This is a genomic window from Methylobacterium sp. D54C (assembly GCF_053345595.1).
In genome coordinates, this window is sequence record NZ_JBKFAK010000184.1 from 1 (window position 1) to 310 (window position 310).

Annotated in this window: 1 pseudogene; it reads left to right on the plus strand. The window is 77.7% G+C overall.

The window, feature by feature from the left end:
- Positions 1-310, plus strand: a pseudogene (locus tag ACLBYB_RS33080) (ABC transporter permease); the annotation flags it as partial.

Sequence of the window (310 nt, forward strand, 5' to 3'; positions counted from 1 at the left end):
GTCGATCTCGCGCTCGCTGTCCGACGGGCTCGGCCGGGAAGGCCGGCGCATCCTCGGCGGCGACCTCGCCTTCAACCTCATCAACCGCGAGGGGACCGACGCGGAGAGGCAGGCGCTGGCGCGCGGAGGCCGCCTCGACATCGTCGCCTCCCTGCGGGCCATGGCGGTGGCGGGCAGCGGCGACGCGGCCCTGGTCGAGCTGAAGGCCGTCGACCCCGCTACCTATCCGGCCGCCGGCGACCTCGCGACCGGCCCGCCGGGGCGCCTCGCCGAACTGCTGGCGGCGCGCGACGGGGTGCCGGGGGCGCTC